The 26816-nt window shown below is 59.3% G+C and carries 24 protein-coding genes and 1 tRNA gene; 15 read left to right on the top strand and 10 right to left on the bottom strand.

Annotated elements, in window-relative coordinates:
* Positions 1–108 precede the first annotated feature (108 nt).
* Both aspA and NOM06_RS14305 read left to right on the top strand, forming a co-directional pair.
* Entirely contained in the window at positions 109–1551 is a 1443-nt protein-coding gene (gene aspA / locus NOM06_RS14310; RefSeq protein WP_255912042.1) for an aspartate ammonia-lyase, read from the top strand.
* 125 nt (positions 1552–1676) lie between these two features.
* Entirely contained in the window at positions 1677–2996 is a 1320-nt protein-coding gene (locus tag NOM06_RS14305; RefSeq protein WP_021229055.1) for an anaerobic C4-dicarboxylate transporter, read from the top strand.
* A gap of 248 nt (positions 2997–3244) precedes the next feature.
* On the opposite strand, the gene tsaD is transcribed toward NOM06_RS14305, so the two are convergent.
* Complete coding sequence (gene tsaD, locus NOM06_RS14300; RefSeq protein ID WP_005358144.1) at positions 3245–4258, bottom strand: tRNA (adenosine(37)-N6)-threonylcarbamoyltransferase complex transferase subunit TsaD; 1014 nt, start codon at positions 4256–4258, stop codon at positions 3245–3247.
* 179 nt (positions 4259–4437) lie between these two features.
* Between tsaD and rpsU the strand changes: the two genes are divergently transcribed.
* The 5 genes from rpsU (at position 4438) to NOM06_RS14275 (ending at position 9331) form a co-directional block, all read left to right on the top strand.
* Complete coding sequence (rpsU, locus tag NOM06_RS14295; RefSeq protein ID WP_005309452.1) at positions 4438–4653, top strand: 30S ribosomal protein S21; 216 nt, start codon at positions 4438–4440, stop codon at positions 4651–4653.
* A 15-nt stretch (positions 4654–4668) separates the two neighbouring features.
* Positions 4669–5112 carry a GatB/YqeY domain-containing protein gene (locus NOM06_RS14290; protein ID WP_005349081.1) on the top strand — a complete coding sequence of 148 codons (444 nt, stop codon included), beginning with the start codon at positions 4669–4671 and terminating at the stop codon, positions 5110–5112.
* An 88-nt stretch (positions 5113–5200) separates the two neighbouring features.
* A complete protein-coding gene (dnaG, locus tag NOM06_RS14285; protein ID WP_107683753.1) occupies positions 5201–6988 on the top strand; it encodes a DNA primase in 1788 nt (595 codons plus the stop codon).
* 183 nt (positions 6989–7171) lie between these two features.
* On the top strand, positions 7172–9067 hold the full coding sequence (gene rpoD / locus NOM06_RS14280; protein WP_263718854.1) for an RNA polymerase sigma factor RpoD: 1896 nt from the start codon (positions 7172–7174) through the stop codon (positions 9065–9067).
* A gap of 187 nt (positions 9068–9254) precedes the next feature.
* Positions 9255–9331: transfer RNA gene (locus tag NOM06_RS14275), tRNA-Ile, on the top strand.
* Positions 9332–9495: 164 nt separating this feature from the next.
* Here NOM06_RS14275 and NOM06_RS14270 read toward each other — a convergent pair.
* From NOM06_RS14270 to purH, 4 genes are all read right to left on the bottom strand, one after another.
* Positions 9496–10053, bottom strand: a complete 558-nt coding sequence (locus NOM06_RS14270; RefSeq protein ID WP_150996107.1) for a cytochrome b/b6 domain-containing protein — start codon at positions 10051–10053, stop codon at positions 9496–9498.
* Positions 10034–10408, bottom strand: a complete 375-nt coding sequence (locus tag NOM06_RS14265; RefSeq protein ID WP_005349056.1) for a cytochrome b562 — start codon at positions 10406–10408, stop codon at positions 10034–10036. The genes NOM06_RS14270 and NOM06_RS14265 overlap by 20 nt, the downstream gene beginning before the upstream one ends.
* Before the next feature lie 276 nt (positions 10409–10684).
* Complete coding sequence (gene purD, locus NOM06_RS14260) at positions 10685–11971, bottom strand: phosphoribosylamine--glycine ligase (protein ID WP_005341242.1); 1287 nt, start codon at positions 11969–11971, stop codon at positions 10685–10687.
* A gap of 114 nt (positions 11972–12085) precedes the next feature.
* The gene (gene purH / locus NOM06_RS14255) at positions 12086–13678 is read right to left on the bottom strand and encodes a bifunctional phosphoribosylaminoimidazolecarboxamide formyltransferase/IMP cyclohydrolase (protein ID WP_231720201.1); all 1593 of its coding nucleotides are present in this window, start codon (positions 13676–13678) and stop codon (positions 12086–12088) included.
* A 415-nt stretch (positions 13679–14093) separates the two neighbouring features.
* Here purH and zntR point away from each other — a divergent pair, with 415 nt between their 5' ends.
* Entirely contained in the window at positions 14094–14549 is a 456-nt protein-coding gene (gene zntR, locus NOM06_RS14250) for a Zn(2+)-responsive transcriptional regulator (protein ID WP_043825867.1), read from the top strand.
* Positions 14550–14763: 214 nt separating this feature from the next.
* Positions 14764–15003, top strand: a complete 240-nt coding sequence (locus NOM06_RS14245) for an alternative ribosome-rescue factor A (protein WP_124930201.1) — start codon at positions 14764–14766, stop codon at positions 15001–15003.
* Positions 15004–15217: 214 nt separating this feature from the next.
* Here NOM06_RS14245 and hemW read toward each other — a convergent pair whose 3' ends face one another.
* Positions 15218–16363 (bottom strand): radical SAM family heme chaperone HemW, encoded by a 1146-nt coding sequence (gene hemW, locus NOM06_RS14240; RefSeq protein WP_255912040.1) that lies wholly within the window; start codon positions 16361–16363, stop codon positions 15218–15220.
* 90 nt (positions 16364–16453) lie between these two features.
* Complete coding sequence (gene rdgB, locus NOM06_RS14235) at positions 16454–17050, bottom strand: RdgB/HAM1 family non-canonical purine NTP pyrophosphatase (protein ID WP_255912039.1); 597 nt, start codon at positions 17048–17050, stop codon at positions 16454–16456.
* 238 nt (positions 17051–17288) lie between these two features.
* On the opposite strand from rdgB, the gene NOM06_RS14230 reads away from it, so the two are divergent.
* The 3 genes from NOM06_RS14230 to NOM06_RS14220 all read left to right on the top strand — a co-directional run bounded on the left by NOM06_RS14230 (position 17289) and on the right by NOM06_RS14220 (position 20207).
* On the top strand, positions 17289–18452 hold the full coding sequence (locus NOM06_RS14230) for a multidrug effflux MFS transporter (RefSeq protein WP_255912038.1): 1164 nt from the start codon (positions 17289–17291) through the stop codon (positions 18450–18452).
* Between the two features lie 135 nt (positions 18453–18587).
* On the top strand, positions 18588–19649 hold the full coding sequence (locus tag NOM06_RS14225; protein ID WP_255912037.1) for an oxidoreductase: 1062 nt from the start codon (positions 18588–18590) through the stop codon (positions 19647–19649).
* Positions 19650–19958: 309 nt separating this feature from the next.
* Positions 19959–20207 (top strand): hypothetical protein, encoded by a 249-nt coding sequence (locus NOM06_RS14220; protein ID WP_005340533.1) that lies wholly within the window; start codon positions 19959–19961, stop codon positions 20205–20207.
* Between the two features lie 62 nt (positions 20208–20269).
* Here the strand turns inward: NOM06_RS14220 and NOM06_RS14215 are convergent, their stop codons facing one another.
* Together NOM06_RS14215 and NOM06_RS14210 are read right to left on the bottom strand one after the other, a co-directional pair.
* Positions 20270–20821: a GNAT family N-acetyltransferase gene (locus NOM06_RS14215; protein WP_255912036.1), complete on the bottom strand. Its 552-nt coding sequence runs from the start codon at positions 20819–20821 to the stop codon at positions 20270–20272.
* On the bottom strand, positions 20821–21375 hold the full coding sequence (locus NOM06_RS14210) for a GNAT family N-acetyltransferase (RefSeq protein WP_255912035.1): 555 nt from the start codon (positions 21373–21375) through the stop codon (positions 20821–20823). The genes NOM06_RS14215 and NOM06_RS14210 overlap by 1 nt, the downstream gene beginning before the upstream one ends.
* A gap of 346 nt (positions 21376–21721) precedes the next feature.
* Between NOM06_RS14210 and NOM06_RS14205 the strand changes: the two genes are divergently transcribed.
* On the top strand, positions 21722–23497 hold the full coding sequence (locus NOM06_RS14205; RefSeq protein WP_255912034.1) for a M4 family metallopeptidase: 1776 nt from the start codon (positions 21722–21724) through the stop codon (positions 23495–23497).
* A 32-nt stretch (positions 23498–23529) separates the two neighbouring features.
* On the opposite strand, the gene NOM06_RS14200 is transcribed toward NOM06_RS14205, so the two are convergent.
* Positions 23530–24423: a LysR family transcriptional regulator gene (locus NOM06_RS14200; protein ID WP_255912033.1), complete on the bottom strand. Its 894-nt coding sequence runs from the start codon at positions 24421–24423 to the stop codon at positions 23530–23532.
* Between the two features lie 92 nt (positions 24424–24515).
* On the opposite strand from NOM06_RS14200, the gene mdtH reads away from it, so the two are divergent.
* The gene (gene mdtH / locus NOM06_RS14195; RefSeq protein WP_255912031.1) at positions 24516–25712 is read left to right on the top strand and encodes a multidrug efflux MFS transporter MdtH; all 1197 of its coding nucleotides are present in this window, start codon (positions 24516–24518) and stop codon (positions 25710–25712) included.
* Between the two features lie 140 nt (positions 25713–25852).
* Entirely contained in the window at positions 25853–26764 is a 912-nt protein-coding gene (locus NOM06_RS14190) for a bifunctional helix-turn-helix transcriptional regulator/GNAT family N-acetyltransferase (RefSeq protein ID WP_255912029.1), read from the top strand.
* The last annotated feature ends 52 nt before the right edge of the window (positions 26765–26816 follow it).

Below are 26816 nucleotides of genomic sequence, written 5' to 3'. Positions count from 1 at the left end.
TCCCAACCGCCCCACTCGATGTGTGGTGCTTCAGGATGAGCTGTGCGCAAGGAACTCGCGACCACTCGGTGAGGATTTTTCCATTTATCTGATTTCTGAGGCATTACAATGAGCGACATCAAGAACGTCCGCATTGAAGAAGACCTGCTGGGCACCAAAGAAGTTTCCAATGATCTCTACTACGGTGTGCACACCCTGCGCGCTGTCGAGAACTTCAAGATCAGCTCTCAGAAGATTTCTGACGTTCCGGAATTCGTCCGCGGTATGGTGCTGACCAAGAAAGCTGCTGCACTGGCAAACGGCGAGCTCGGTACCATCCGTCCTGAAATTGCTGACAAGATCATAGAAGCCTGCGACCTGATGCTGAACACCGGCAAATGCTTCGACCAGTTCCCGGTCGACGTTTACCAGGGTGGTGCCGGCACCTCCGTCAACATGAACACCAACGAAGTACTGGCCAACATCGCCCTGGAAATCATGGGTCTGGAGAAAGGCCGTTACGACGTCATCAACCCGAACGACCACGTCAACAAGTGCCAGTCCACCAACGATGCTTACCCCACCGGTTTCCGCGTGGCCGTGGTCAACAGCACTGACGTGACCCTGCATGCGCTGGAGCACCTGATCGCGGCATTCGATGCCAAGGCTGAAGAGTTCAAAAAAGTACTGAAGATGGGCCGCACCCAGCTGCAGGACGCCGTGCCGATGACCCTGGGTCAGGAGTTCCACGCGTTCGCCGTGACCCTGCGCGAAGAGATCAAATCCATCAAGCGTTGCCAGGAGCTGCTGCTGGAAGTGAACCTGGGCGCGACCGCCATCGGTACCGGTCTGAACACTCCGCCCGAGTACTCTGCACTGGCCATCAAGCGTCTGGCCGAGATCACCGGCCGTGCCTATGTGCCTGCAGAAGATCTGATCGAAGCGACCTCTGACTGCGGCGCCTACGTCATGCTGCACGGCGCCATCAAGCGTCTGGCCATGAAGCTGTCCAAGATCTGTAACGACCTGCGTCTGCTCTCCTCCGGCCCGCGCACAGCACTGAAAGAGATCAACCTGCCGGAAATGCAGGCCGGTTCCTCCATCATGCCGGCCAAGGTCAACCCGGTTATCCCGGAAGTGGTCAACCAATCATGCTTCAAGGTATTCGGTAACGACATCACCATCACCTTCGCCGCCGAAGCCGGTCAGCTGCAGCTGAACGTCATGGAGCCGGTGATTGGCCAGGCGATGTTCGAATCCCTGAGCCTGATGGAAAAAGCCTGTATTTCCCTGCGCGAGAAGTGCGTGGAAGGTATCACCGCCAACCCGGAAATCTGCATGAATCACGTGCTGAACTCCATCGGTATCGTGACCTACCTGAACCCCTTCATCGGCCACCACGAAGGGGATATCGTCGGCAAGATCTGTGCCCAGACCGGCAAGAACGTCCGCGAAGTCGTTCTTGAGCGCGGCCTGCTGAGCGCCGAGCAGCTGGACGAAATTCTCTCCATTGAGAACCTGATGAACCCGCAATACAAAGCCAAGCGTTTCACCCGCGAAGCTGCCGTATAAGCGAGTGTGGGCCGGGATCTTCCCGGCCCATAAAGTCAGTTCCCGATTGGTCTTTATCCCCAGCCCGATCGGGAATTGGCTTTTTGCCAAATAAAAACCAAAAACTAAAAAATGGAGTTATCGCTATGATTGGAATCGAGTTACTTGTCGTGCTCGCCGCTATCTATCTGGGGGCCCGGATAGGCAGCATCGGCATCGGCTTTGCCGGTGGTCTGGGGGTACTGGTATTGACGTGGGGTCTGGGCATGCCCATCCCGAGCGATCAACTGGTCAGCTACATCCCCTGGGATGTGATCATGATCATCGCGTCCGTCATCTGTGCCATCGCCTGTATGCAACTGGCTGGCGGGATGGACTATCTGGTCTTCCTGGCAGAAAAAGCGCTGCGCAAGAACCCCAAATACATCACCTTCGCCGCCCCGGTGGTCACCTACCTGATGACCATGCTGGCCGGTACCGGTCATACCGCCTTCTCCACCCTGCCGGTGATCGCGGAAGTGGCCAAAGAGCAGGGGATCCGTCCGTCCCGTCCGCTCTCCATCGCAGTTGTCGCCTCTCAGATCGCCATCACAGCTTCCCCGATCTCTGCCGCTGTGGTTGCCTTCTCCGGTATGCTCGAGCCGTTTGGTGTTGACTACCTGACCCTGCTGGCAATCTGCATCCCCTCTACCTTCCTGGCCTGTATCCTGGGCGCCTTCATCGCCAACATGATGGGTAAGCCGCTGGAGCAGGACGAAGTCTATCTGGAACGCAAAGCCAAGGGTCTGATCAAACTGCGTGGTACCACCAAGCTCGAGATCAAACCGTACGCCAAACTGTCTGTCTGGATCTTCATCGCCGCCATCGTTGCTGTCATGGCTTATGCAACTGCCATCTCCGGTAAAGTGGGCCTGATCACCAACCCGCCGATCCCCCGTGACGGCGCCATCATGGGCATCATGCTGGCCGCGGCCACCATCATGACCCTGGTGTGCAAACTGGACGCCACCCAGGTCACCAACATGCCGACCTTCAAGTCCGGTATGTCCGCCTGTATCTGCGTACTGGGTGTCGCCTGGTTGGGTAACGTCTTCGTGAAAGGCAACATGGACACCATCCAGCTGATCGCTGGCGACCTGCTGAACCAGTACTCCTGGCTGCTGGCCGTGGTGCTGTTCTTCGCTGCCATGCTGCTCTATTCACAAGGCGCCACCACCAAAGCGTTGATGCCTGCCGCACTGGCACTGGGTGTCAGCCCGCTGACTGCGATTGCCTCTTTCGCAGCTGTGAGCGCCCTGTTCGTACTGCCGACCTACCCGACTCTGCTGGCCGCGGTAGAGATGGACGACACCGGCTCCACCCGTATCGGTAAGGCGGTCTTCAACCACCCCTTCTTCGTACCGGGCACCGCCACCATCGCCATCGCCGTGGCGCTGGGCTTCTTCTTCGGCGGCATCCTGCTGTAATCCTGTCGCCTGCCGATAGCCAAACAAAAATCCCCGCCAGTTGGCGGGGATTTTTTTATCTCTTTACTCTGTACTTGGCTTGGCTGTCTAGCAGCGAGAGACCTGACGTATTATCCGGATGGCTCAACCACGGCGACAGCAGACACCACAACAGCGTGCCAGCGGCGCTATAACCACCGCTGCCGGATTGCCGGAGTAATAGGCCACCATGGTACTCACCACCACGCCAGAAGGCGGGATCCTTCGGATCAGACCGGATCCAGGGTATCCAGCGGCCAGCGCGGCACGGCTTTGACCACCAGAGGTTCGAACACGCCCGCTTTCAGGCGCTGCATACCGGCGTAGGCGATCATGGCGCCGTTATCAGTGCAATATTCAGTGCGCGGATAGAACACCTCGCCCTTGAGGCTCTCCATCAGCTCGGCCAGCTGGGCACGCAGATGACGGTTGGCACTGACGCCGCCAGCGACCACCAGACGCTTAAGACCGGTCTCTTTCAAAGCACGACGGCACTTGATGGCCAGGGTATCGACCACCGCATCTTCAAACGCCCGAGCGATATCGGCGCGGGTCTGCTCATCATCACCATTGGCGGCGATGGTGTTGGCGGTGAAGGTCTTGAGACCGGAGAAGCTCATGTCTAGCCCGGGACGATCTGTCATGGGACGGGGGAAGTGGAAGCGCCCCTTAGTGCCCTTCTCGGCCAGACGGGAGAGCAGCGGACCACCCGGATAGTCCAGCCCCATCAGCTTGGCGGTCTTGTCGAACGCTTCGCCAGCGGCATCATCAATGGATTCGCCCAACAGCTGATAACTGCCGATGCCGTCAACCCGCACCAGCATGGAGTGACCACCGGAGACCAGCAGCGCCACAAAGGGGAACTCGGGAGCTTTCTCTTCCAGCATGGGGGCCAGCAAGTGCCCTTCCATATGGTGGACGGCGATGGCCGGCTTGTTCCAAGCCATCGCCAGCGAGCGGCCAATGGTCGCCCCCACCAGAATGGCGCCAACCAGACCCGGCCCCGCGGTATACGCGATGCCGTCGATGTCATCTTTGCCCAGTCCCGCCTCTTGCAATGCGGCCTGGATCAACGGGATCGTCTTGCGAACATGATCCCGGCTGGCGAGCTCGGGGACAACGCCACCGTAGTCCGCATGCAGCTTGACCTGGCTGTATAACTGATGGGAAAGGATCCCTTTTTGATCGTCGAAGATCGCGATCCCGGTTTCGTCACAGGATGTCTCTATGCCCAATACACGCATTGCTAAAAAATTTCACTGCTAAAATGAGACGGCTATGGTAACCTTCGCGGGTTTTTTAAACCAGAGCGATCTCTGCGGGTTTACTTTCATTCCCTGTCCAGAGTATAATTTCGCACCATTTTAAGACATGCTGATCGATTGAAGATCAGCTAACAATTTATCACTGAGGTGAAAGGCACATGCCAGTAATCAAAGTCCGTGAAAATGAGCCGTTTGACGTTGCTCTGCGTCGTTTCAAGCGTTCTTGCGAAAAAGCCGGTATCCTGTCCGAAGTTCGTAGCCGTGAGTTCTACGAGAAGCCGACTACCATTCGTAAGCGCGCCAAAGCGTCTGCTGTCAAGCGTCACGCCAAGAAGCTGTCTCGCGAAAACGCACGTCGTATCCGCCTGTACTAATCGGGAGATATTGCCGTGTCTCTGAAGGATCAACTCAAGGATCAGCAAAAGCTCGCCATGCTTGCCAAAGATAAGGCACGTCTGGGAGCGATCCGCTTGTTGATGGCAGAAATCAAGCAACGTGAAGTCGATACCCGTATCGAGCTGAATGATGAGGATATCCTCGCTGTCGTGACCAAAATGGTCAAACAGCGCCGCGATTCCATCAGCCAATTTGAAGCTGCAGGTCGCCAGGATCTCGCCGACAAAGAGTCCGCCGAGATCGTTGTGTTGCAGGAATTCCTGCCGCAACAGCTGACCGCAGATGAAATTGCTGCCCTGATCGAGCAAGCCATCACTGAAAGTGGTGCTGCCGTCATGGCTGATATGGGCAAGGTCATGGCTGTCTTGAAGCCGAAAATTCAGGGGCGTGCCGATGTCGGCGCCGTCAGTGCTCAGGTGAAAACCCGCTTGGCGTAACAGGCAACTCTCTTGTTTGGTCGAAGAAGCCGTGCTTCCCTTGGAATGCGCGGCTTTTTTATTTTCTCCGCAATGAAACAGGACGGTTATGGCAGGCAGGATCCCCCAATCCTTTATCGACGATCTGCTCGTACGCACAGACATAGTCGAGCTGATCGACTCGCGAGTGCGGCTGAAAAAAGCCGGTAAGAACTACCAGGCTTGCTGCCCTTTTCATAACGAAAAAAGCCCCTCTTTTACCGTCAGCCAGGAGAAGCAGTTCTACCACTGTTTCGGTTGTGGCGCCCACGGCAACGCCATCGGCTTTGTCATGGAGTACGACGGTCTCGAATTTCCCGATGCCATCGAAGAGCTCGCCAGCATGCAAGGCATGCAGGTGCCTCGCGAACAGAGCATCGGCGGCTCGGCCAATAGCCAGCCCGCCGTCAGCAAGGATCTGTTCGAGCTGATGAACCAGATCGCCCGCTTCTACGAGAGCAATCTCAAGAGTGCTCCCCATGCGGTGGAGTACCTCAAAGGGCGCGGTCTGACTGGCGAAGTGGTCAAACGATTCAACATTGGCTATGCACCCAGCGATTGGGATCAGGTACGCCGTCGCTTTGGCGCCAGCCGGGATCACGAGCAGTTGCTTATCTCGGGCGGCATGCTGATCACCCGTGACAATGGCCCGGGGAGTTATGACCGTTTCCGCGATCGCATCATGTTCCCGATCCGCGACAAGCGTGGCCGGGTTATCGGTTTCGGTGGCCGGGTGCTGGGTGATGGCACCCCCAAGTACCTGAACTCGCCGGAAACCCCCATCTTCCATAAAGGGCGGGAGCTGTTCGGTCTCTACGAGGTGAAGCAGGCACACAAGGATCCACGCCGGATCCTGGTGGTGGAAGGCTACATGGATGTGGTGGCACTCGGTCAGTACGACATCGACTATGCGGTGGCGGCGCTGGGTACTGCAACGACCAGCGACCATATCCACACCCTGTTTCGCACCACCGCCGAGGTAGTCTGCTGCTACGACGGTGACAACGCCGGTCGTGAAGCCGCCTGGCGCGCGCTGGATAATGCCCTCCCTCATCTGCAGGATGGCCGCGAGCTGAAGTTCGTGTTCCTGCCCGATGGCGAGGATCCCGACTCGCTGGTACGCCAGATCGGCAAGGAGGGTTTTGAAGCCCTGCTCGATGAAGCCCAGCCGTTCGCCGACTTCATGTTCGAGCGTCTCGGTCGCGATGCGGCGCTCTCCGGTGAGGCAGGCAAGTTCGAAGTGGCCAACAAGGCCGCCGAGCTTATTCGTCGCGTACCGGAAGGGTTTACCCGCGAAGGGCTGATCACCCGCCTCTCCAGCATGATGCGCTGGGGTGAGAACAAGCAGCGCATCGCCGAGCTCTTTGCCCGCAACAGTCAGCCCAAGGCCGAGGTCAACAAACCCAAGGCAGCCAAGCTGACGCCACTGCGGCGTGCGCTGGCACTGATGGTGCAATATCCGGCAGTAACGGCTGAGCTTCCCCCCATGCCGGAATTGGCCGGACTACGCGTACAGGGCATCAAGTTCCTGCTGCAACTGCATCAGCAAATCTTGGCACAGCCCGGTATCACAACCGGTATCCTGCTGGAACACTGGCGTGGTACCAAGGAAGGAGAGATCCTTGCTCAGCTGGCCATGCACGACCTGTTCGAGGAGATCAAACTCGATCAAGAGCCGGATATTCTGGGAGAATTGCAGGACACCTTTGTCGGCTTCATCAACCAGTTTCTGAAACAGCGGATCGAAGAATTACAGGCCAAAGTGGCTCAGGAAGGACTAAGCTCCGAAGAAACCCAAGAGCTGATGATGCTGATAAGAGAGGTGCAAATTGAGAAAAGAAATGAGAGTGGGGCTTGATATTTGAGTGATTAGTCTCAATATGGATAGCGTTGCCCGAATCGACGGGATGAAAAGCAAAAATTTTATAACCACCTGGCCCCGACAATACTGCGGGCAGGGGTTTCTCATGACCGACGCCGCAACCAGACATAGCATGTCTGGCGGTTTTCTATTAGAATTGGCTATTTGCGCAGCAGCGCACTGTACGCGCAACCTAGCAACACCAACCGGATGAGTTCTATGGAGCAAACCCCGCAGTCTCAGCTTAAACTCCTCGTTGCCAAAGGTAAAGAACAGGGCTACCTGACCTATGCCGAGGTGAACGATCACCTCCCGCAAGACATTGTCGATTCAGACCAGATCGAAGACATCATTCAGATGATCAACGATATGGGCATTCAAGTGGTTGAAAACGCTCCGGATGCCGATGACCTTATCATGGCTGAAGGTGGTACCGCCGATGAGGACGCTGCCGAAGCAGCGGCCCAGGCTCTGGCATCAGTTGAATCTGAGATTGGTCGCACGACCGATCCCGTCCGCATGTATATGCGGGAAATGGGTACCGTCGAACTGCTGACCCGTGAAGGCGAAATCGACATCGCCAAGCGGATCGAAGACGGTATCAACCAGGTACAAAGCTCCGTAGCCGAGTACCCTGAAGCAATTACTTACCTGCTCGAACAGTACGACAAGTACGAAGCCGAGCAGTTGCGTCTCTCTGACATCATCTCTGGCTTTATTGATCCGAACGAAACCGAAGACATGGCACCTACCGCCACGCATATCGGTTCCGAGCTCGGCGAAGACGATCTGGCCGACGAAGATGAAGAAGACGAAGAAGACGAAGACGAAGATGGCGACAGCTCTGACGACGACGGTGACGGTGGTCCGGATCCGGAAGTCGCTCGCGAGAAGTTTGGTGAACTGCGTGCCCAGTATGAAGTGACCCGCCTCTCCATTCAGAAGAATGGTCGCGCGCACGAAGATACCCAGGCCGCCATCGCCCAGCTGGCCGATGTATTCCGTCAATTCCGCCTAATGCCCAAGCAGTTCGATCGCCTGGTCAACAACATGCGTGAAATGATGGAGCGCGTCCGCGTGCAGGAACGCATCATCATGAAGCTCTGCGTTGAGCAGGCCAAGATGCCGAAGAAAACCTTCGTCGCGGCCTTCACCAACAATGAGTGTGAAACTGCCTGGTTCGAATACCAGAAGCAGGCTGGCAAAGCCTGGTCTCCCCGTCTGGTTGAAATGGACGAGGATATTCAGCGCGCCATCGGCAAGCTGCAGCAGATTGAAGAAGAGACCGGTCTGTCGATTGCCCAGATCAAGGATATCAACCGTCGTATGAGCATCGGTGAGGCCAAAGCCCGCCGTGCGAAGAAAGAGATGGTTGAGGCCAACTTGCGTCTGGTTATCTCTATCGCCAAGAAATACACCAACCGTGGTCTGCAGTTCCTGGATCTGATCCAGGAGGGCAACATCGGTCTGATGAAGGCGGTAGACAAGTTTGAATACCGTCGTGGCTACAAGTTCTCGACCTATGCTACCTGGTGGATCCGTCAGGCCATTACCCGCTCCATCGCGGATCAGGCACGTACCATCCGTATCCCGGTACACATGATCGAGACCATCAACAAGCTCAACCGTATCTCCCGTCAGATGCTGCAGGAGATGGGTCGCGAACCGAACCCGGAAGAGCTGGCGATGCGCATGGGCATGCCGGAAGACAAGATCCGCAAGGTACTGAAAATCGCCAAAGAGCCTATCTCAATGGAGACGCCCATCGGTGATGATGAAGATTCCCACTTGGGCGACTTTATCGAAGATACCACCCTGGCTCTGCCAGCCGATGCGGCGACCAGCGAAAGCCTGCGCAACGCCACCCGCGAAGTGCTGGCTGGCCTTACCGCCCGCGAAGCCAAGGTACTGCGGATGCGTTTCGGTATCGACATGAACACTGACCACACCCTCGAGGAAGTGGGCAAGCAGTTCGACGTTACCCGTGAGCGTATTCGTCAGATCGAAGCCAAGGCACTGCGCAAACTGCGCCACCCGAGCCGCTCGGAAGTGCTGCGCAGCTTCCTGGACGAATAGTCCTGACCCTGTGTCAAACTGCTCTGCCAAAGCCCCGCCATGCGGGGCTTTGTTTTGTCTGACATTTACCCTTGCGACCCGCTTTGCACCCTCTATCGACCTGGACAATTAGTCGCCAAGTGGTTGATATGCCTATAGACTGCCCTTTCCTCTTCCCCTATAATCCACGCCGCTAAACGCACAATTTGGCCCCTTAGCTCAGTTGGTCAGAGCAGTCGACTCATAATCGATTGGTCGTGGGTTCAAGTCCCCCAGGGGCCACCAAATTGAAAAAGGCCGCTCATAATGAGCGGCCTTTTTGCATCTACGTATCGGGCAATGCCCTGTGATGAGCTGGATGAGGTCATAGAAAAGACCCGCCATGGGCGGGTCTGGGCAGGGTCCGGATCAGGCGCCTCACTCAGAGACAAGGAGCCTAATGCTGAGCCTCAGGTTTGCTCGTTGCTGCTGCTCTGGATGGATGAGCGACGCCCGATGGCAGGCAGCATCCGGGTAACCAGATTGCTGCGCTGGCGCCAAGAGGTGAAGACGATGGCCAGCAGATGCAGACCAATCAGTCCCTGCAGCGCCACCACGCACCACTCATGCCACTCGTCAGCCCCCAGTTCAAATCCCGTCTCGGTATTTTGAAACCAGCCGCTGCCAGCAGTGGCCAGCACAACCAGCCAGAGCGCCCACACGGCCAGCTTGCCGCTACCGTGATGACCCGGAGCCGGAGGCTGCCGCTCACGCATCTCGCGCGCCTGCTGGCGAAAATCCTCACCACTGGGGATAAGGGCACCAAGGCGGGCGTAGCCACGTGCAAAAGTGAGCCCCCAGAGCAGACGCAAGGAGACCAGCCCAATGGCGCCGTAACCCAGCCACTCGTGCCACTCCTCCCCCGCTTCGTTAACCCAGAGGTTGCCGATGCAGACCGCCGCCAAGCCCCAGTGGGTCAGGCGAACCAGCGGATCCCAGCGAAAGGGCTCACCCTTTTTGCTTGGCATATTTGTGGTACTCCTTCTTCAGGTCGTTGACCTTGGCCAGATGTTCGCGTGCCTTGGCCTCATCACCCGCCTTGAGTGCGGCAAGGCTGGCGTCCAGCTCGGTCTGTACCTCGTTCATCCCTTCAAGGAATTTCTCTTTCTTGGCGGCTGGCATGTTCTTCTGCTTGGCCACATCCAGCTGGGCCTTCATCTCGTTGATGTGCTTCTCCATAGTGGCTGCATCATCAGCCTTGACGGCCTGCTTGTAGTTGAAGCCAATCTTCTTCATCGGCTGTTCCAGATCACCCGCCACGGCAGGCAGGGTCATCAGGCCAAACATCAGGGGCAGCAGCAGGGGGCGAACGGTTTTCAACATGGGATTTCCTTATATAACGACATGCTCGAATTGTTAGGGGTACTTATGAATCCAAACAAGAATTCATCAAGGCATGATGCCATGACTCAGGGTGAAAAGTTTGTGAAAAATGCTGTTTTTTGTGGCAAATAGTGACAGATATGCCGCGCTTGTTTGCGCTTGGTAACTGATTGAACGCAGGTGACGCGCACCATGAGGATGGTTGAAAGCGGTAAACAGGGACAAAAAACCCCGCCGTAGCGGGGTCTGGATCAGCGGGCCAATGGCTTGCGTCAGTTACTCCTGTTCGCGAGCAATGGCGCGCCAGCCGATATCCTTGCGGTAGAAGACGCCATCCCACTTGATGCGGCCAGCGAGCTGATAGGCACGCTGCTGGGCTTCTGCCACAGTGTGGCCGAGGGCGGTGGCGCACAACACGCGGCCGCCAGCGGTCAGGCTGGTATCGCCCTCCAGGCGGGTACCGGCATGAAACACCTTCTCGCCCGCCACTTCATCCACCGGCAAGCCGCTGATGGGGTGATTGGTGCTGTAATCACCGGGATAGCCTCCCGCCGCCAACACCACGCCGATAGCGGCGCGGGGATCATAGATGGCCTCTTTCTGATCCAGCTTGCCTGCGCAAGCGGCCAGGCAGAGCTCCACCAGATCGGACTGCATCCGCAGCATGATGGGCTGGGTCTCGGGATCGCCGAAACGACAGTTGAACTCGATCACCTTGGGATTGCCTGCACCGTCGATCATCAGACCGGCATAGAGGAAACCGGTATAGACGTTACCTTCGGCCGCCATGCCGCGCACGGTCGGCATGATCACCTGCTCCATCACGCGTCGATGTACCTCGGCGGTTACCACAGGTGCCGGGGAGTAAGCCCCCATACCGCCGGTGTTGAGGCCGGTATCACCGTCGCCAACCCGCTTGTGATCCTGACTGGTGGCCATCGGCAGCACGTGCTCGCCATCGACCATGACGATGAAGCTCGCCTCTTCCCCCTCCAAAAACTCCTCAATCACCACCCGGGAGCCCGCTTCGCCAAAGGCATTGCCGGAGAGCATGTCGCGCACCGCGTCTTCCGCTTCCTGCAAGGTCATGGCGACAATCACCCCCTTGCCCGCCGCCAGACCATCAGCCTTGATGACGATGGGGGCGCCCTTCTCGCGCAGATAAGCGAGCGCAGGCTCCACTTCGGTGAAGTTCTGGTACTCGGCGGTCGGAATGGCGTGACGGGCCAGGAAATCCTTGGTGAAAGCCTTGGAGCCTTCCAGCTGGGCAGCGGCAGCGGTTGGGCCGAAGATCGGCTGACCGGCTGCGCGGAAGGCATCGACCACCCCTTTCACCAGCGGTGCTTCCGGCCCGACGATGGTGAGGCCGACCTGCTTCTCTTTGGCAAAGGCCAGCAACCCTTCGATATCGGTCGCCTCGATGGCGACGTTCTCGACACCCGGCTCAAGCTGGGTGCCTGCGTTGCCCGGCGCCACAAAAACGTGACGTACCAGTGGGGAGTGTTTGGCCTTCCAGGCCAGAGCGTGTTCGCGGCCACCGTTGCCAATGATCAGTACTTTCATCGTATCGCTCGCTTCTATTTGTGGTCACTGGACGGCCACCCGGGCCGTCAGTCAGTGGAAATAGTCAGTTGAAAAGAGACAACAAAAGGGCCGCCATCGGCAGCCCCTGACCCATCAATGACGGAAATGGCGCATGTTGGTGAACACCATGCACATGCCGTGTTCGTCGGCGGCATCGATCACCTCCTGATCGCGCATCGAGCCACCCGGCTGGATCACGCAGGAGATACCGGCCTGCGCGGCAGCATCGATACCGTCGCGGAACGGGAAGAAGGCATCGGAGGCCATCACGGAGCCCGCCACGGTCAGCCCTTCGTCCGCCGCCTTGATACCGGCGATTTTGGCGGAGTAGACGCGGCTCATCTGGCCGGCACCGACGCCGATGGTCTGGCCATTTTGGGCGTAGACGATGGCATTGGATTTGACGAACTTGGCCACTTTCCAGCAGAACAGCAGATCCTGCAGCTCGGCCTCGGTCGGCTGGCGCTTGCTGACCACGGTCAGGTCACCCAGCGTCACCATGCCGAGATCCCGCTCCTGTACCAGCAGACCGCCGTTGACGCGCTTGAGGTCAAACCCTTGCGCCGGAGCCGTCCACTGGCCGCATTCGAGCAGACGCACGTTCTGCTTGGCGGCGACCGCATCGCGGGCCTCCTGGCTGACGGTCGGGGCGATAATCACTTCGACAAACTGGCGGGCAACGATGGCAGCGGCAGTGGCGCCATCCAGCTCGCGGTTGAAGGCGATGATGCCGCCAAAGGCGGAGGTGGGGTCGGTCTGGTAGGCGCGATCGTAGGCACTCAGCAGGTCGCTACCGATGGCCACGCCGCAGGGGTTGGCATGCTTGACGATGACGCAGGCCGGCTCGTCGAACTCCTTCACACACTCCAGCGCAGCATCGGTATCGGCGATGTTGTTGTAGGAGAGCGCCTTGCCCTGCAGCTGGATAGCGCTGGAGACGGAACCCGGAGCAGCATGCTCTTCGGCGTAGAAGGCGGCAGCCTGATGGCTGTTTTCGCCGTAACGCATGTCCTGCTTCTTGATGAACTGGCTGTTGAAGGTGCGCGGGAAACGGGACTCCTCGTCACCCTCCTTGTTGTCGCCATAAGAGGGCACCATGGTGCCGAAGTAGTTGGCGATCATGCCGTCGTAGGCAGCAGTGTGCTCGAAGGCGGCGATGGCCAGATCGAAACGGGTCGCCAGTTTCAGGCTGTTGCCGTTGGCATCCATTTCGCGAATAACCCGATCATAGTCGGCAGCTTTGACGACGATAGCGACATCTTTATGGTTTTTGGCGGCAGAACGCACCATGGTCGGGCCGCCGATGTCGATGTTCTCGACCGCATCGGCCAGGGTGCAGCCCGCTTTGGCCACGGTGGCAGCAAACGGGTAGAGGTTGACGACAACCATGTCGATGGGGGAGATAGCGTGCTGGGCCATGATGGCGTCATCCTGATCCCGACGGCCGAGGATGCCGCCATGAACCTTGGGATGCAGGGTCTTGACCCGGCCATCCATCATTTCAGGGAAACCCGTGTAGTCAGAGACCTCGGTCACCGGCAGACCCGCCTCGCCAAGCAGCTTGGCGGTACCGCCCGTGGAGAGCAGGGCAACACCACGCTCGTTGAGTGCCTTGGCAAATTCCAGAATGCCAGTTTTGTCAGACACACTCAGCAGTGCACGGCGAATGGGTCGAGCTTGTTCCATCACACTATCGTCCTCAACATAACGGGGACCGTTCCATGGGAGGCGAGGCTCAACACAGAGAGTCCCCAAATAAATGGAAGTGGGGGATTTCGCAAACCACTCTCGCCCCGACATCCGGCAAAAGCGTTTTAGGAAATGCCCGCTTGGTGCGGCGCTCTGTTATGGGCGCGTATTCTACACAAAAAATGTGACCTGTGGTGGATTTTTTGAAACAGCAAAGCCTTATTTGGCGCGGCGTTAAACGTTTTCCACTTGATTTTCTCGAAACGTTTTCACTTTCAGTGTTTTATGGGAAAAAGGGTCGCCAGGAGATGTTTATCTGCCCCTTTTATGCCCTTGGCTGGCAATCCATGGGCAAAGGGGTGATAGTGGATTCCGGTTTTTGTGGCGGCATACATTCAAGGGGAGAGAGAGCATGTATCGGATCGGTGAACTGGCCAAGGCATGCGGGGTCAAGGCAGATACCCTGCGTTTTTACGAGAAGAACGGGCTTATCTCACCGGGGATCCGCAACGAATCCGGCTACCGCCTCTACAGTGAACAGGACAAGCGGCGGTTGGAGTTCATCATTCGCGCCAAGTCGGTGGGATTCTCGCTGGCCGATATCGGCGAGCTGCTCGACCTCGATACCAACAAGGCCAAAGTCACCTGTCAGGAGGTGAAAGCAGTGGCCGACACCAAGCTGGCCCAGGTGGAGCAGAAGATCATCGAACTGACCCGCTTTCGCGACAACCTGCGCGAGCTCTCCAATATCTGCTGCGGCGGGCCGCGATCGGCGGAGCACTGCGCCATCCTCGAGACGCTGGAATCTGGCGCCCCGGCCCATCACGAGCATCACAACCACGACCAGCATGACCCGGTTCATGGCTGACATGGTATGCCTGACTGAGCGTGCCTGGCTCAGTGTGACTGACTCGGCGCGCCCGACGCATTGCTCCGGCGGCAATTTGGTGACAAAGTCGCCGCGTTTTTAACCGGTGCCAGTGCATCCGGTTGTCGGGCGCTAGCCTGAACAGGCGCCCGCAGCGAAAATAGCCATCCAGACACAAGAATCAACACACCAAGAGAAAAGAAGAGGAGCCATCATGGCCAAGATTCGGGTCGACCAACCCGCCCTCCCCCGTGAGGAAAATGCGCAAGGGGGCAACTATGCCCATCAGCGCGGCGAGATAAAGGATAACCATCTGCATGCCCTGCTCTGTGATCCCCTGTTTCGCAGCCGGGTCGAGCGCAACAAGAAGGGCAAGGGGAGTTACCAGCGCAAGGCCAAATTCGGCAAGCGGTGGGAGCCCGGCCAACAGCAGATGATCCGCGTCTGCTACTGAGCGGGTTTCTACCGACCAAAACAATCAGGGCGCCATTGGCGCCCTGATTGTTATCTCGAAACACGGTTCGCCAAAACTGCCTCACGACCTGTTGCGAGAAGCTGTCAGCGAGGTGAAGAGCAGCGCAGGAACCGGAGCGTATAGATATACGTGAGGCTTCCGAGCAGCGCATGAACCTTGATCACGGCTTCGCAGCCAGATCGTGAACCAGTTTTCACTCATCCATAAACAGTTCGAGCAACACGTTGAGATAACGGTGGCCGAGAGAAGTGAGCTGCCAGCTCTCTCCCAGATCCTCGATCAGCTCCTTGCTTTGGGCGATGGCGAGCACCGTCTCGACCCGCTCCAACGGCAAGCCGGTATAGGCCTCGAACTCCGCCTTGGGGGCCGGTTCAAACAGGCGGAAGCGGTTCATAAAGTATTCGAGCGGCAGATCGTCTGCCGTCACCTGCCACTGCTCGTCCAGATAGGGGCGACTCTTATCCAGATACCCTTTCGGATGCTTCACCTTGGCAGTGCGCAGGATCTGTTGGTTCGCGAGATCAGTCACCTTGCCGTGAGCACCACAGCCGATCCCCAGATAGTCACCAAAGCGCCAGTAGTTGAGGTTGTGATGGCACTGGTAGCCCTCTTTGGCATAAGCCGAGATCTCGTACTGGCGATAACCGCTGGCGGTGAGCATGGCGTGGCCCTGCTCGTAGATGTCCCACAGGGTGTCATCTTCCGGCAGTTTGGGCGGTTTGGAGGCAAATGCCGTGTTCGGCTCTATGGTGAGCTGATACCAGGAGAGGTGCGGTGGGGCACAGTCGATAGCCTGCTGCAGGTCATAAAGGGCATCATCCAGACTCTGATCCGGCAGACCGTGCATCAGATCCAGATTGAAGGTAGGCAACTTGATGGCATGGGCCAGTGCGGCGGCCTTGCGCGCCTCTTCCGGGCCGTGAATGCGGCCGAGGCGGGTCAGCTTCTCCTGCTGGAAGCTCTGCACCCCGATGGATATACGGTTGATGCCGGCGCGCTGGAAACCGGCGAACTTGTCCGCCTCCACCGTGCCCGGGTTCGCCTCCATGGTGATCTCGCAATCTGCGGCGAGCGGAATACGGGCCCGCACCCCGTCCAGCAAGGTTTGCATCGCCTCCACCGTCAACAGGCTGGGGGTGCCGCCGCCGATAAAGATCGAGGAGAGCGGCCGCCCCTGGGCCCACTTCAGATCCTGATCCAGATCCTCCAGCAGAGCGGCGACATATTCGAGGTGAGGCAACTCCCCCTTCTGGGCATGGGAGTTGAAGTCACAATAAGGGCACTTCTGGACGCACCAGGGCACATGAATATAGAGAGAGAGCGGCGGCAGTTGCAGCATGGGGCTTCCAATAAAACGGGGGCTCAAGGCCCCCATTGTAGATGACTATGTGTAATTGACCGTGTGTAACCGACAAGGTGGCGAAGTGACTCAGTGCGCCGCAGCCAGCGCCGCTTTGAGCTTGGCCAGCGCCTGACCGCGATGGCTCAGCTGGTTTTTCAGCTCGGCGGGCATCTGGGCGGCGGTGCAGTCGTGATGCGGCACGAAGAATACCGGGTCATAGCCAAAGCCATGTTGACCGCGCGGCTCGTCGATGATCATCCCTTCCCAGCTCGCCTGACAGATGATGGGGGTGGGATCGTCGGCGTGGCGCATATAGACCAGCACACACCAGAAGCGGGCGCTCTTCAGGTACTCGGGGGCACCTTGCAGCTCGCCGAGCAGCTTCTCGATGTTGGCCTTGTCGCCGGCACCCACACCGGCAAAGCGGGCGGAGTAGACGCCGGGGCGCCCTTGCAGCAGATCGACTTCCAGACCGGAGTCATCGGCCACGGCGGGCAGACCGGTAATGCGGGCGGCGTGGCGGGCCTTGATGATGGCATTCTCGACGAAGGTGGTGCCGGTCTCATCGGCATCGGAGACCGCAAACTCGCTCTGTGGGATCACCTGGATCTTCATATCGGCCAGCATGGCGGCCAATTCCTTCACCTTTTTCTGGTTACCTGTTGCCAGGACAAGCTTGTTCATCGAGCACCTCCGCAAAAATAATCTGCGCATTCTATGCGGCGCAAGCGTTTAGTAAAAGCGTCAATTACACCCGCTGTGATGGGGTTACGGGGGATTTGCCGCCATCGAATAACCAGCTTTTTAATACATGTTTCCATAATGGAATAACCAAAGTGATTAAATACCATTTCTATTCATTACTGTGAGTCAGTAGACTCGCGCCCCAATTCATTAACCTGGCTGACTAAAGAGGTGACAGATGCCATTGATACTTTTACTCGTACTACTGGTGCTGTTCAGTCCGCTGGCTATCGACATCTACCTGCCCGCCATTCCGCAGATGGCCGAGCAGCTGGGCGCCGAAGTGACGCTGATGCAGGGCACCATCACCTGGTTCCTGTTCAGCATGGGGCTGGGGCAACTGCTTGTTGGCCCGCTGGCCGATCGCTACGGTCGCAAGCCCATCGCGCTGGGCGGCGTGCTGCTCTATGGCCTGAGCGCGCTGGGGGCCGGTTTTGCCGCCAGCCTCGGTGAATTGATGCTGGCCCGGGTGCTGCAGGGCTTCGGCGCCTGCGCTACTTCGGTCGCCGCCTTCTCGGTGGTGCGTGACAGCTATGGCCCGAAAAAGAGCGGTCAGATGATCTCCTATCTCAATGGCGCCATCTGCTTTATTCCTGCGCTGGCCCCCCTGCTCGGTGGCTGGCTCACCGCCAAGGCGGGCTGGTCTGCCAACTTCTGGTTTATGGCCGGTTATGCGCTCATCGTCGGCAGCTGGCTGATGTGGCGGATGCCGGAGACCCGCCCGGAGGAGACCCGCAGTGAAGGGGCCCTCATCAGCTGGTCCCGCTACAGCCCGGTGCTGCGCTCCCCCAGCTTCCTGTTCAATGCGGCGCTGTGCATGCTGGCGATGGCGGTGATCCTCGCTTATGTCACCGCCGCACCGGTGCAGCTGATGGTGAAACTGGGGCTGGACATGAGCGGCTTTAGCTACTGGTTTACCGCCAACGCCGCGCTCAACATTCTGGCCTGCTTCATGGCGCCGCGCTTTATCGCCAAGGTGGGGCCAAGACGCACCCTGCGCATCGGCCTGCTGGTGTTGATGCTTTCGGCCATCACCCTGACTCTGGCCATGCACATCGAACATCCGCTGGCGATGATGGGGCCGGTATTCCTCTCCAGCATCGGCTTTGCCATGATTCTGGGCTCGGCTGCCGGGATGGCGCTGGCACCGTTCGGCCACTGCGCCGGTACCGCCGCCGCCCTGCTCGGCCTGTTCCAGATGAGCGGCTCCGGCGCCCTGGTTGGCTTGACCTGCGCCCTGATGCACGACCCGCTCAGCCAGCTGGCGCTGCATATGTGGCTGCTGCTGCCGCCTCTGGTGATGCTGATGACCCGACGCGGCCGCCGCTTGTGTTTGCAATAAATCCTGTGCTCTGATGGGCACACTCAGGGGGCCATCGGCCCCCTTCTCGTTTGTATCGCCTTTACAGCGTATGGCCATCCGGCAGATTGCCTGCGATGGCAACCCCACTCACTCGATGTCAGCGGAGAACTCCCGATGAGCCACACTCTCAACGCAGCCCTGGTGGGCTATGGCTTTGCAGGCAAAACCTTCCACGCCCCCTTCCTCTCCACCACGCCGGGCTTGTCCCTGAGTTGGGTAGTGAGCCGCGATGCTGCCAAGGTGCAGGCCGATCTGCCCGGCTGCCGGGTCGGTTCACTGGAGGAGGTGCTAAGCGATGAGACCGTCGATCTGGTGGTGATCGCCACCCCCAACGACACCCATGCCCCCCTCGCCCGCCAGGCGCTGCTGGCAGGTAAACATGTGGTGATCGACAAGCCCTTTGCACTGGATCTGGCCGAGGCGCAAGCGCTGGTCGAACTGGCTGAAAAACAGCAGCGACTGCTCAGCATCTTCCACAACCGCCGTTGGGACGGGGATTTCCTTACCGTGCGCCGTCTGCTGGTAGAAGGGAGTCTGGGGCAGATAGCCCAGTTCGAATCGCACTTCGATCGCTATCGCCCCGAAGTGCGCCAGCGCTGGCGCGAAGCGGGTGGCCCGGGTTCCGGCCTCTGGTTCGATCTCGGCCCCCACGTACTGGATCAGGCGCTACAGCTCTTCGGCCAACCGGACTGGCTGCAGGCAGACCTTGCCGGACAGCGCCCCGGCGCCCTGGCTGATGACTACTTCCATGTGGTGCTGGGCTATGGTGAACGGTCTGGCGAGATGCGAGTGATCCTGCATGGCAGCTGTCTGGTATCGGCCACCATGCCCCGCTTTGTCATTCACGGCAGTCAGGGCTCGTTCGTCAAATTCGGTATGGATGTGCAGGAAGATCAGCTCAAGCTGGGCAAACGGCCACCCGCAGCTGATTGGGGCGTGGATAGCGAACCCGGTCAGCTCAGCCGCATTGTCGATGGTCAGTTGCAGCAGCAGAGCGTGGTGGGTGAGGCGGGGGATTATGGCGCCTACTATCGCGGTGTCTGCGCCGCCATCAAGGGCGAAGGGAGCAACCCGGTGCCAGCAAGTGAAGCGCTGGCGGTGATGGCGCTGCTGGATCTGGCCCGTCAGAGCCACCTTGAGGGAAAACGGCTGCCCTGTCAAAAGCTGTCTGACTAAGGTGCGGGTCATCGGCCGCACTTGACCAACCTTGATCTTGTTAAACCGCCACAAGATGGCAGCAAAGCGGTGTTTTATTGTGCAATCAGCGCTATTTGACGGCATCTTGTATTGATATCAGTCGTTGCAGTGGAGCTTTTTATCAACGGCACGAAAAAATGTCATTGTGATATCCGTTTTCATCGGTAACTAATGGGGCTATATTGCGCCCGCCTGCTGCCTCCCGGCTTCTTGTTTCAATACCGGGCAACGGTGGGCGCTGTGATGGTTGCACAGACCATCTCTCCATATTTATTTGAGGGAATGCACATGAACAAAGTACTGGTAGCCGGTATCCTGGGTCTGATGTTGACTGCTTGCGGTCAGAAAGAAGAAAAAGCTGCCGCTCCTGCTGCTGCTCCGGCCGCCGAAGTTGCTGCCACTGTAGAAAAAGCCGCTAGCGAAGCCACCTCTACCGTAGAGAAGGCCACCTCCGAAGCGACTGCAACCGTAGAAAAAGCTGCTACCGAAGCCGCTACCAAGGTTGAAGCTGCAGTGAGCGATGCCAAGGCCAACTAAGCCTGCACCTCATTCGAAGACGGGTCCGAAGGCAACTTCGGGCCCGTTTTTTTATCTGACAATCAGGGGGCCGGATTAATCAGCGAGGTGAGGATGTGATCCTCCCAGCGACCATTGATCATCAGATACGCCCGCGCGAATCCCTCACGCTCGAAGCCGAGCCGCTCCAGCAAGGCACCACTGCGCTGATTGACAAGCATATAGCAAGCCATGATGCGATGCAGATCGTGCTCCCGAAACAGGTAGTCGATGGCGGCTGACAGCACCTCTCCCATCACCCCCTGTCCCTGATGCTGCTGGTCGATGGCATAGCCCAGATGACACGCCTTGAAGACCCCCATCAGGATATTGCTGAAGTTGCAGGTGGCGATCACCCGCTCGCCAGCCGGATCGAGGGCCACCAGATTGACGCCGGTGCCGTTGAAGAACTGGCTGTAGCTGTCCTGCAGCCGGGCATGCCAGTAAGAGAGGGTGTAGAAGTGCTCGTCCCGAAGCGGCTCCCAGGGGGCGAGATGTGCGCGGTTGCGCCGGTAGAAGTCGAGCATCATGGGGGCCTGATCCGGCGACAGTATGGTCAGGTGGGTACGAGCCGTCTTGATATGTGGCAGCGCCATCAGGACTCCCGCTGTCTTAGCCACTCATCGCGCAGCAAGCTGTAGTGGGCGTGATCCACAATCCGGTTGCCCAGCCGCTCTGCGCGCCGGGTCACCCCCTCCAACTGCATCCCGAGCCGCTCACAGACGGCTCTGCTGGGCTCGTTATCGGTGGTGGCGCTGATCTCCACCTTCTCCACCCCCATCTCCTCAAAAGCGTGGTGGATCAGGGCCTGACAGGCCCGGGTGATGATGCCGTTACCCTGCCAGCGCTCCGCCAGCCAGTAGCCGATGACCACCTTGCCAAGGTCGTGATCGATGCTGTTGTAACCTATGACCCCCACCACCTCCCCCTGATACTCGATGGCGGTGGTGAGCCCCTCGCCGCGGGCGAACTTCTCGATAGCACTGCGAATGAAGAGGGCGCTGTCGACGGGGCGCTGGATCAGTGGCGGCCAGGGTAGCCACTGGGAGAGGTACTCCCGGTTGTCATTGCAGAGGGCAAACAGTTCGCTCGCCATATCGGGCTGCAAGAAGAGCAGCGCAAGCTCGTCGTCCAACTGCCATGAAAACATGGGATTCTCCTTTCAAATCAGTGCTCAAATCGCGAATCAGCACCCAATGTAGCCAATCGCCACTGGCCGCGCCAGCCACTTTTACGGCCCCTCTCCGGCAGGCTTCGCAGAAGGTGACAGCGCACGTACTCTCCTCCCTCAAAAGAGGAGGGTGGGTGTCTGAAACCGGATAATGCTCTCCACATGACGCCGATTAATCCCCCCAAACGGCACTTTGGCAGATCCTGCTACCCCTTTGTGCTGCGCTGTCACTTTTGACAGGGGGCACTTTCCCCCACCGGCACTAGCTTCAAAACGCCCGACCTTCGGTCGGTTTATCAACCTCATCGATTTAAGGAAAGAAGAGATGAATAAAATTTATCTGGCCGTTGCGCTGGCCTGCTGGGGAAGCGCCGCACTGGCGGCGCAAGAGGTAGAGATCAACGTAACGGCAAACGGCATCCGGGCCATGACAGGCCTCAGTGCCGCGAGTGGTACCTTGCAGCTGGAAGATGGCGAGTTTCGTCAGGTGCGGGTGGTCAAGCTGCCCAACGGCCAGCAGCGGATCCGCTACGAGCAGGTCTGGAACGGCATCCCGGTAATGGGTCAGGTGGTGGTGGCTGACAAGAGCCTGAACGGCCAGCTGCAACAGGCCAGTGGACGCATGCTGCGCCAGATCGATCAGGATGTGGCAAGCCCGGTCGCAACCCTTTCGCCACAGGATGCCGCCAGCAAGGCCAAGGCGGGCAGCAAGGGGAGCAACGAGCAGATCAAGCTTTACGTGATGCAGGACGAGAACGGTCTGGCCCGACTGGTCTATCAGGTCTCCTTCGTTGCGGAAGGTGACAAGCCAAGCCGCCCCTTCGTCATTCTTGATGCCCAGAGCGGTGAGGAGCTCAAACGCTGGGAGGGGATCAACCACAAGGACGCCACCGGCCCGGGGGGCAACATCAAGACCGGCAAATACGTCTACGGCACCGACTTTGGCCCGCTCGTAGTCGATGACAACTGCCAGATGACCAGCCCCAACGTCGATACCATCAACCTCAACCACGCCACTTCTGGCGGCGCCATCCACCAGTTCACCTGCCCGGAGAACCGGGTCAAGGAGATCAACGGCGCCTACTCGCCCCTCAACGACGCCCACTACTTCGGCAACGTGGTGTTCGACATGTACCGCAACTGGTACAACACGGCGCCCCTCACCTTCAAACTGAAGATGCGGGTTCACTACAGCAAGAATTACGAGAACGCCTTCTGGGATGGCAGCCAGATGACCTTCGGTGACGGCGCCACCACCTTCCACCCGCTGGTGAGCCTCGATGTGGCGGCCCACGAGGTGAGCCACGGCTTTACCGAGCAGAACTCCGGGCTGATCTATTCAGGACAATCCGGCGGCATCAACGAGGCCTTCTCCGATATGGCGGGGGAAGCGGCCGAGTTCTACATGAAGGGGAGCAACGACTGGCTGGTCGGCGCCCAGATCTTCAAGGGCAACGGCTCCCTGCGCTACTTCGAGGATCCGACCCGGGATGGCAGATCCATCGGCCATGCGGCAGATTATCAGGAGGGGATGGATGTACACCACAGCTCCGGGGTCTATAACCGCGCCTTCTACCTGCTCGCCACCAGCAGTGGCTGGAACACCCGCAAGGCATTTGAAGTGTTCTTGCTGGCCAACCGCCTCTACTGGGGCGCCAACACCAACTACCAGCAAGGGGCCTGCGGCGTCAGCCGGGCGACCGCCGATCTGGGTTACAGTCAGGCGGATGTGGCACGCGCCTTCCAGACCGTCGGGGTCGATGCCAGTTGCGGCACCACGCCGCCACCGAGCGACAACATACTGCAAAACGGCGTGCTGGTGAGCAACCTCGCCGCCAGCAAGGGTGGCAAGCTCAACTACACCCTGAACGTACCGGCGGGCACCAGGTCGCTGCAGATCAGCAGCAGCGGCGGCACCGGTGATGCCGACCTCTACGTCCGCTTTGGCAGCGCCCCCACCAGCAGCAGTTACGACTGCCGTCCCTACAAGGGGGGCAATAACGAAAGCTGCTCCTTCACCAATCCCAAGGCGGGCACCTGGCATGTGCAGCTGTCAGGGTTTTCCGCGTTCAGTGGCGTAACCCTCAAGGCCAGCTACTGATCCACCCGATGCGGGCCTTGTCCCGCATCGCTCTATTCATTGCGCCACCGTTTCGCCAGCGTGCGGGCGGTGGCCAACACGGTCTCCCGGGCCTGGTTGGGCCGCTTGCCACCGCGCCACGCCATCATCACGTCCCAATGTTCCTGCGGCAGATTGCGCACATCGAGCCTGACCAGCCGCCCTACCTCCAGATCCCGCTTGATGGCCAGCTCCGGCATCAGGGTGATAAACCCGTGTTCCAGCGCCAGATCCCGCGCTGCACTGGCGGGTTGCACCGCATGCAGGGGGCTGGCGGCCCGTCGCAGCCGCCGCAACTGCTGGATAAAGACGTCACACCCCGGCCCCCATACCTGAGGCGCCAGCCGCTGGTCGGCAATATCCTCCAGGGTGAGGCCGTGACAACCGGCCAGCGGATGCAATGGCGAGGCGATAGCGATAATGGGGGAGCAACAGAGCAGCTCCATCTGCAGGCCCGCAACCGGCGGACGCTTGAGCACAAAGCCGATATCGGCCTCGCCGGTCAGCAGCGACTGCATGATCTCGCCGGAGTGATCCGTGGTGCAGCGGATCTCAAACGGCTCATCCACCAGTTCCATCAATAGCGAGCCAAACACCACCGAAGTGAGGGATGGCAGGCTGGAGAGACGGATACAAGGCAGCGCAGGCGCCCCCTGCAGTGCCAGCCGCCCTTCGCTCAGGATCGCCAGCGCAGAGCGGGCCGATGGCAGAAACTCCTCGCAGGCACGGGTCGGCGTTACGCCACGCCGATGACGCTGAAACAGCGGCGCCCCAAGGCTCTCCTCCAACTGGGCAATCCGCTGGCTCACCAGCGGCTGTGACCAGCCACGAATGGCCGCCGCCTGACTGAAGCTGCCCAGCTCGGCCACATCCAGCAGCAGTTGCAGATCGTCCAGATCCATAGACATAAATAATCCTGATATGAAATATAGGTAGTTGTCGTCTACCACTATATCTAAACCCTCTCCAGAATGAAGGTATCTGTGAATGAGAGGGCGTTATGGTCGATAGGGCGAGGTTTTGGGGGCGCTGGTTTCTGGCGCTGGATACCACACTGGTGATCCTGGGTTTCTTTGTGGTGATGCCGATGATCAGCCTGCGCTTCGTCGATCAACTCGGCTGGGCGGCCGGTCTGGTGGGGCTGGCCCTCGGCCTGCGCCAGCTGACCCAGCAGGGGCTGGGGATCTTCGGCGGCTCGCTGGCCGACCGCTTCGGCGCCCGCCCGCTCATCGTCACCGGCATGTTGCTGCGCGCCGTCGGCTTTGCCACCCTGGCCTGGGCCGACAGCGGCGCCATGCTGATTTTCTCCTGCTTCCTCTCGGGTCTGGGCGGTTGCCTGTTCGACCCGCCACGGGCCGCACTGGTGATCAAATTTACCCGTCCCCATGAGCGGGGCCGCTTTATCTCCCTGCTGATGATGCTGGAGAGCGCGGGAGCCGTCACCGGTGCGCTGCTCGGCAGCTGGCTGCTGCGTTTTGACTTCACCTACGTCTGCCTGCTGGGCGCCGGACTCTTCACGCTGGCGGCCCTGTGCAACTGGACCCTGCTGCCCGCCTACCGCCTCTCAGTCAAACCGACTCCGATGCGGGAAGGGTTGGGACAGGTGCTGGCGGATCGCGCCTTCTGCCGACTGGTACTGATCCTGAGCGGCTACTACATGCTGTGGGTACAGGTGATGCTGATTTTCCCCATTCTGGTCAAGCAGCTCTCCGGCACCACCACGGCAGTGGGCTGGATGTACAGCCTGGAAACGGCGCTGTCACTGGCGCTGCTCTACCCTATCGCCCGTTTCAGCGAGCGACGCTATCGGCTGGAGAGCCGCCTGATGGCAGGTATCCTGCTGATGACGGTGGGGATCGGGCTGGTCGCTTTCGTCAGCACCCTCTCCGGCATCTTCGTGCTGCTGGCCTGCTTCTATCTGGGGATTATCATCTGCGAACCGGCCCGGGAGACCCTGATGACCCGGCTGGCCAACCCCACAGCCCGCGGCAGCTACATGGGCTTCAGCCGCCTCGGACTGGCGCTGGGAGGCATGACCGGCTATGTGGGCGGCGGCTCCCTCTATGACTTCTCGCTGCAACAGGGACAACCGGCCCTCCCCTGGCTGGTGCTGGGCACCATAGGCGTCGCCACCATGTTGCTGCTCGCCCGCTGCTTCTCCCGCCGCCCTGAACTGGGGATCAGAGCCGCCGCCTGACGACCGCCCCACCTGCGGCTGCCCAATCAACGGGGCTGCCGCTCACCCCAAATTCTGCAAGCCATCACAGCCAAAAGGTTGCGAATTACAACTTTTACGCTATTTTAGTTGTCATGCACAACTAAAAAGGAAACCACGACATGGATCCCCGTCCCCTGCGCGCCCTGTCGCGCGATCTGGTTCGCGAACTCGGCATGCTCTCCCAGCAGTGCGGCAATCTGGCCCTCACCCCCATCGAGGCTCACCTGCTGATCGAGCTGGAAAACGCCCCGGCCACCAATCAGCAGCTGGCAGAAAAGCTGCACATCGACAAATCCAACGCCAGCCGTCCGCTGGCCCGCCTCGCCGAGCGGGAGCTTATCAGCTGGCACCCGCACCCCTCCGACGGCCGCAGCAAGGAAGCACGCCTCACCGTCAACGGTCAGGGGATGCTGCTGGAGTTGCACCGGGAGATGGACGGGGCGATGGAAGAGATGTTGGCGCAGTTGAGCCTGTCCGAGCGGGAACAGCTGTGGCAAGGGCTGCGGCTCTATCGCAGCGCCCTCTCCCGCGCCCGTCGCCAGCGGGGTTACCAGATCCGCCCCATCACGGCGGCGGACAATGCCCAGATCGCCTTGGTGATCCGCGCCGTCTCGGCCGAATATGGCCTCACCGCAGACAAGGGCTATGGGGTATCCGATCCCAATCTCGACACCCTCTCCCAGAGCTATCAGGGGGAGAAGAGTCGCTACTGGGTCATCGAAGGGCCGGACGGTTCCATCCTCGGCGGTGGTGGTATCGCGCCATTGGCCGGAGAAGAGGGAGTCTGCGAGCTGCAGAAGATGTACTTTATGCCCGCCCTGCGCGGACTGGGCCTTGGCAAACGGCTGGTATTGCAGGCACTGGATGCCGCTCGCGGTTTGGGCTATCAACGCTGCTATCTGGAGACCACAGAGGTACTGCGCGAGGCTACCAGCCTGTACGAATCACTGGGCTTTGAACACCTGCCCGCCCCCCTTGGCTGCACCGGCCACGGGGATTGCGAGATTTGCATGGTGTTAGACCTGGAGTAGAACTCCCTCATCCCCAGCCCTTCTCGCGCAGGGGGATAAGGGGGCAAAAACA

The organism is Aeromonas sp. JL9, from assembly GCF_024436075.1.
In the GTDB taxonomy this organism is placed as follows: domain Bacteria; phylum Pseudomonadota; class Gammaproteobacteria; order Enterobacterales; family Aeromonadaceae; genus Aeromonas; species Aeromonas veronii.
Note: the sequence above shows the minus strand (reverse complement) of the source record. Positions and strands in the feature narration are given on the sequence as shown.